Annotated in this window: 1 protein-coding gene; it reads right to left on the bottom strand. The window is 75.4% G+C overall.

Annotation, left to right across the window (positions count from 1 at the left end; all coding sequences use genetic code 11):
- A partial coding sequence (locus D180_RS21950; protein WP_017914469.1) for a tRNA pseudouridine synthase A occupies positions 1-418 on the bottom strand: 418 nt, incomplete at its 3' end.
- Between the last annotated feature and the right edge of the window lie 318 nt (positions 419-736).

Raw genomic sequence — 736 nt, 5'->3', positions numbered from 1 at the left:
CGTCGGCCTGCAGCGGCCGCCGCTCCCAGCTCAGGGTCTGCCGGTACAGCGCCGGGCGTACCTGGCGGTTGAGCAGGCGGTAGCGGTAGCGGCGCGCGCGGGCGGAGAAGCGCGCGTGGAAGTCGTCGGCCACCGGCACGCACCAGCGCACGCAGACCGAGGGCGGCAACCGCGCGGTGGCGCCCAGCATCCAGCCGCGCGCCGGGCGCGGCGCATCGCAATCGAAATGCACCACCTGGCACTCGCCGTGCACGCCGGCATCGGTGCGGCCGGCGCAGACCACGCTCACCGGGGCGTCGGCCACCGACGACAGCGCCGCCTGCAGCGTGGCCTGCACGCTGGGGCCGCCGCTCTCGCCGAGCTGCTGCCAGCCCTGGAACTCGCTGCCGTCGTATTCCACGCCTAGCGCGTAGCGCATGCGGACCTCCGTCGCAGTGCGGCGTCTCCCTCGGAGAGCGGCGTGGCCGACGCGCGCAGGGACCAACACGGGGCACCTGCAACGCCATCGCGGCAGTGCCCCTGCCCGGCCGGAAGCGCGCGCTCGGCGCGCGCCCGTCGCCGATGCGCAAAATGCCGCTGGGCCGTCCCGATCCAGGCCGGACGGCCGCGGCGAGCGCGCCGCGCGCCGCCTGCCACCATCAGTCCAGCCGTCCCAGCAATTGCAGCGCCTCGGCGCGTGCGGCCGGATCGCCACTGGCCGCGACCTCGGTCAGCAGGGTACGTGCCGTCTCGTTGT

The sequence above is a fragment of the Xanthomonas sp. SHU 166 genome (assembly GCF_000364685.1).
GTDB classification, from domain to species: domain Bacteria; phylum Pseudomonadota; class Gammaproteobacteria; order Xanthomonadales; family Xanthomonadaceae; genus Xanthomonas_A; species Xanthomonas_A sontii.
The sequence above is the reverse complement of the archived record's forward strand: the minus strand, read 5'-3'. Positions and strand labels throughout refer to the sequence as shown.